Source organism: Sphingomonas sp., assembly GCF_042095875.1.
GTDB lineage: Bacteria > Pseudomonadota > Alphaproteobacteria > Sphingomonadales > Sphingomonadaceae > Sphingomonas.
On the sequence record NZ_JBELMJ010000093.1, the window covers coordinates 1 to 4242 of the forward strand.

General features: G+C 62.5%; 5 protein-coding genes. 3 read left to right on the plus strand and 2 right to left on the minus strand.

What is annotated here, in order from left to right; translation table 11 throughout:
* Together ACFDS6_RS16695 and ACFDS6_RS16700 are read right to left on the minus strand one after the other, a co-directional pair.
* Positions 1–343 (minus strand): TadE/TadG family type IV pilus assembly protein (locus ACFDS6_RS16695; RefSeq protein ID WP_375273215.1); only part of this gene is annotated, 343 nt, incomplete at its 3' end.
* A gap of 41 nt (positions 344–384) precedes the next feature.
* Entirely contained in the window at positions 385–1914 is a 1530-nt protein-coding gene (locus tag ACFDS6_RS16700) for a pilus assembly protein TadG-related protein (protein WP_375273216.1), read from the minus strand.
* Between the two features lie 343 nt (positions 1915–2257).
* On the opposite strand from ACFDS6_RS16700, the gene ACFDS6_RS16705 reads away from it, so the two are divergent.
* From ACFDS6_RS16705 to ACFDS6_RS16715, 3 genes are all read left to right on the plus strand, one after another.
* Positions 2258–2491: a DUF1272 domain-containing protein gene (locus tag ACFDS6_RS16705; RefSeq protein WP_375273217.1), complete on the plus strand. Its 234-nt coding sequence runs from the start codon at positions 2258–2260 to the stop codon at positions 2489–2491.
* Between the two features lie 145 nt (positions 2492–2636).
* Positions 2637–3461, plus strand: coding sequence for a bifunctional hydroxymethylpyrimidine kinase/phosphomethylpyrimidine kinase (gene thiD / locus ACFDS6_RS16710; protein ID WP_375273218.1), 825 nt, complete (start codon positions 2637–2639; stop codon positions 3459–3461).
* Position 3462: 1 nt separating this feature from the next.
* Entirely contained in the window at positions 3463–4137 is a 675-nt protein-coding gene (locus ACFDS6_RS16715) for a ribonuclease HII (protein ID WP_375273219.1), read from the plus strand.
* Positions 4138–4242 lie beyond the last annotated feature (105 nt).

Sequence of the window (4242 nt, forward strand, 5' to 3'; positions counted from 1 at the left end):
ACCTGCCGTTATCGTTTGCGTCCCGGAAGCAATCGCCAGCATCGTATTGTCCGTTGCCGTTTTTGTCGTCCGTAAGTTTTTCGGGTGATCCAACGGCATCGAAATTCACGAAGCTTTGAACATCGACCGCCACGTATTTACGATCCACGATCACGCCAAGGTCGTCTTTTAGTTTCGTTGAGATATCACTTTGTGATTTGTTCCCAATTGACACGTTTCTAATCGCGGTCTCAAGCGCTCCAGCTGCGATTGACTTAATGTAGGCTTGATAGCCCAACTCAAAGAGCCCGAAGATGACGGCCAGGAGAGGAAGAAGAATAATGCCGAACTCAACGATGGTCACGCCACGTTGATCTCGGCAGAGAGAATCCCTGTGCAAAACCCTCATTTGGTAAGCCTCAGCTCGCTGATTTCCTTACCGATAAGTGAAAACTGATTAATGAGTGCATTCTGATCAGATACGGTCGCTGCCTGACCTACGTTCGCACACTTTTTTAGATGGTCGTCCATCGCGGCGTCCGATAGTTTGATCGTCCAGATCGAGACACCCATGTTTCGAACAACCTGACACATCGCATCGAAGCGCCCAGTGTGACGTGCGACCAGATCAGCCTTCATCGCATTAGCCGCAGAGAACGCCCTCTTGACCGGACTAACATTCGGAGTCCCGATTGAAACCCGTCGAAGCATCAACTCCACGCTGTACCCGCTATACGATATCGCTTGCGGTTCCATCTCGCCATCGGTCAGAAAGACCATGTACTTGTTGGTTCGCATGCCGTTGAAGGCCAATGGAGAGTCCGCGAACACTCCGCCATCGGAAATAAAACGCGCTCCCCAGATCATGCCGATGTCTAGATACGTTCCCCCGCCGGGAGCGAGGGCATTGACGTAGTTCTGCATTTCAGATTCGCTAAATGCCTTGAGGCGCACGGCGGACGTTGGGCAGGCCGCAAAGCCATACTGCACAAAGGCCTGGTCAGGGTCGGCCGGAGCCCACCGAGTTGCGTCATTCGTCGGCAGCAGGTTTACGTCCAGATCAGTCATCCGGGCGAGCTCTGCTTCGGTCGGAGTGGCGGAAGCGGTTACTGTCGTCTTTCGTTCTTCGACGAACCCATTGTAGCTAGATGATTGGATCCAATTGCTTGAATGCGGCAGGCCCTGAGAGATCCAGCTTATGTCCGGGTCGGAGCCGTTGCCGGAATAGCCAGTAATCCTGACGTACTGTGCGGAGTTTGACTGGTTTATATATGACTGGTTCGCGGCGAAGAGTAGCTTGCCGACGTTTACTGCCTGAGCATACGGCACGACAGCATAGCGCAGACGATAGCCGTTAGCTTCCAAGGATGACTGCAGGGGGGCCAGCTGCTTGTAGAATGACATCACTGCCGATCGCAGTGCTTCGATCTTCGTCTGTCCCGACGAAAGCTTGTCATCCATGGAACCGGTGGTGTCCAATACCATGACTACATCGACATTGATAAATGACTGCTGCGCGGTGCATGAAGCTGACACTGGAATATCGTTAAAGCCGAATATTCTCATGAGCACCGTGGGCACACTAGTGCTGGCGGTGATCGCTACAGTCCCAGGCGCCGGCCGAGTGATGTCAGGCGTGACCTTCGGGGTGTTGAACATCCCTACAGGAAAGTTGAAGTTGAAGAACTTGGTAGCTTCGCTCGTCACCGCACCGTCGATTTCATCCTTCAGCATCACGCGACGTCCCGCGAGTGATGCGGCATCGCATGCATTCTGAAGTCTTGTTTTGACTGTATAAGCGCGCGCTATGTCGACGGCAGAACCCACCATAGCCATAAGTGGCAGCACGGCAGCAGCGAATCCGATGAGAACGTTGCCCCGCGTATCGTGGCAAAGCCGTTTGATCAGCAGATGCATATTTCGCGGAAGACGCATGCGACCTCGTTCCTTTCAGGCCGCTATGTGACTGACTTGTATCAATAGACTCTAACAGGAATTGTAAGGATCAGCAAAAACTAACGAGGGCTTACCTGCGGTCGGTTGTCCGACACGCAACTAGCGCATTGCGCCTAAAGCTACCCCTTGCAGGAGGAGACCCGCGGCTAGCTGGATTGCGGCACACTCCGACCGGTTGGTAGAGGCCTTTCGCATGGTTGATCCTGCCGCGCAGCAAGGTCGAAAGTCCGCTTTCCACCAGAAAACGACATTCCATCGGCGATCTTGGCGGCACCTACGCGGCCCACTTCCCCCCGCATCCCCGCGTCGCTATCTCGCCGCCATGCTCGAGATGCGCCCCGATTGCGAACGCTGCGGCGTCGACCTGCCCGCCGACGAGGGCGGCGCGTTTATCTGTTCGCTGGAGAACACCTTCTGCGCCGATTGCGCCGACGCGCTCGATGAGCGCTGCCCCGATTGCGGCGGCGAGCTGCTCGATCGCCCCGCGCGCGTCGGCCGGGCATTGAAGCAGCATCCCGCCGCCACCACCCGCCACGCGCGTGCGCCGGCGAATTGAGGCAGGCGGCGCTGTCCTACTTGCCCGCCCGCTGCCACCCTCGCTCGGTGACCCTTCCGCCCTCCTCGCGCACCCGCGCCACGTCGACCCGCACGCGCATCGAAAACATGCGTGTGAACCTCCACTTCCTCCACTTCGTCCCGAAATGACACAGGTCACCCCGCGCATTCTCGTCGTTGCCGGCTCCGATTCCGGCGGGGGTGCGGGCATCCAGGCCGACGTCAAGACGGTGACGATGCTCGGCGGCCACGCGATGACCGCCGTTACCGCGCTCACCGCGCAGAACACGTTGGGAGTCGAGGGCGTCCACCCGGTCCCGCCCGCCTTCGTCGTTCAGCAGATGGCCTGCGTCGTCGAGGATATCGGCGTCGACGCGGTCAAGATCGGGATGCTCGGCGGCGCCGCGGTCGCGCACGCCGTCGCCGACGAACTCGCCTCCGGCCGCTACGGCGACCGGATCGTGTTCGATCCCGTGATGGTAGCGACCAGCGGCGCCATCCTCGCCGACGACGCGACGATCGCCGCGATGCAGCGCCTCGCCCGGCTCGCCGCGGTGGTGACGCCCAACCTGCCCGAGTTTCGCGTGCTGTGCGGCCGGCCCGACCTGCCCGACGACGCAGTCGCCGACGAAGCGGTCGCCTATGCCGCGCGCACGGCCACGCACCTGCTGGTCAAGGGCGGCCACGCCGAGGGGAATACGGTCGTCGACCGCCTGTTCGCGCCGGATGGCACGATGACGCAGTGGAGTCACCCGCGCGTCGACACGGTCCACACCCACGGCACCGGCTGCACGCTGGCGAGCGCGATCGCCACCAGCCTGGGTGCGGGGCTGTCGCTCGCCGACGCCATCGCGCGCGGCATCCGCTTCGTCCAGGCCGCCCTCGCCGCCGCGCCTGGTCTGGGGCAAGGGCACGGCCCGATGGGACACGCGCTCGGCGTCGCGCCGTTCGACCAACTGGCCGCGCGCTGACATGCCCGGGCTCCGCCACGAGAAGCTGTGCCTGCCCCCCGTCGCGGGCGTCGACGAGGCGGGCAGGGGGCCGCTCGCCGGACCTGTCGTCGCCGCCGCGGTGATCCTGCCCGCCAAGGGGTGCCCCCGCGGCATCGACGATTCGAAGAAGCTGCCGCCGGGCGAGCGCCAGCGGCTCCACGACCGCCTGCTCGCCTGCGCCCTGATCGGCATCGGCGTGGTCGAGGCGGACGAGATCGACCGGCTGAACATCTACTGGGCGACGATGAAGGCGATGACGCTCGCGGTCGACCAACTCGCCGCGCTGCTCGGCCGCGCGCCCGGTCACGTGCTGGTCGACGGCAACCGCCTGCCGCGCTGGGGCTATGCCGCCACCCCGATCGTCGGCGGCGACGCGGTCAGCCGCTCGATCGCCGCGGCCTCGATCGTCGCCAAGCACACCCGCGACCGGATCATGCTCGCGCACGCGGAAACCTGGCCGCATTACGGCTGGCATTCGAACAAGGGCTATGGCGCGCCCGAGCACCTGCGCGCGCTGCGCGAGCACGGCCCCGCGCCGATTCACCGGCGCAGCTTCGCCCCCGTCGCGCGCGCCGAACTGCCGCGTGCATTTGCGGGCTCGGGTGAGTCTTCCGCGCCACACCACAACGCCTTGAGTCCGCCCGCGCCTGCTTGACCCAACATCTGCCCGTGCGGCTGCTCGACCCGCCGCCCGGCGGACTCGGCTGGCGGCATCGTCGACGAAGCATGCTTGACGGAGTCCGACTTTCCCGCACGATAG

Coding starts and splice junctions, on each gene's coding strand:
- ACFDS6_RS16700 (WP_375273216.1), bottom strand. CDS start 1,914: ATGCGTCTTCCGCGAAATATGCATCTGCTGATCAAACGGCTTTGCCAC.
- ACFDS6_RS16705 (WP_375273217.1), top strand. CDS start 2,258: ATGCTCGAGATGCGCCCCGATTGCGAACGCTGCGGCGTCGACCTGCCC.
- thiD (WP_375273218.1), top strand. CDS start 2,637: ATGACACAGGTCACCCCGCGCATTCTCGTCGTTGCCGGCTCCGATTCC.
- ACFDS6_RS16715 (WP_375273219.1), top strand. CDS start 3,463: ATGCCCGGGCTCCGCCACGAGAAGCTGTGCCTGCCCCCCGTCGCGGGC.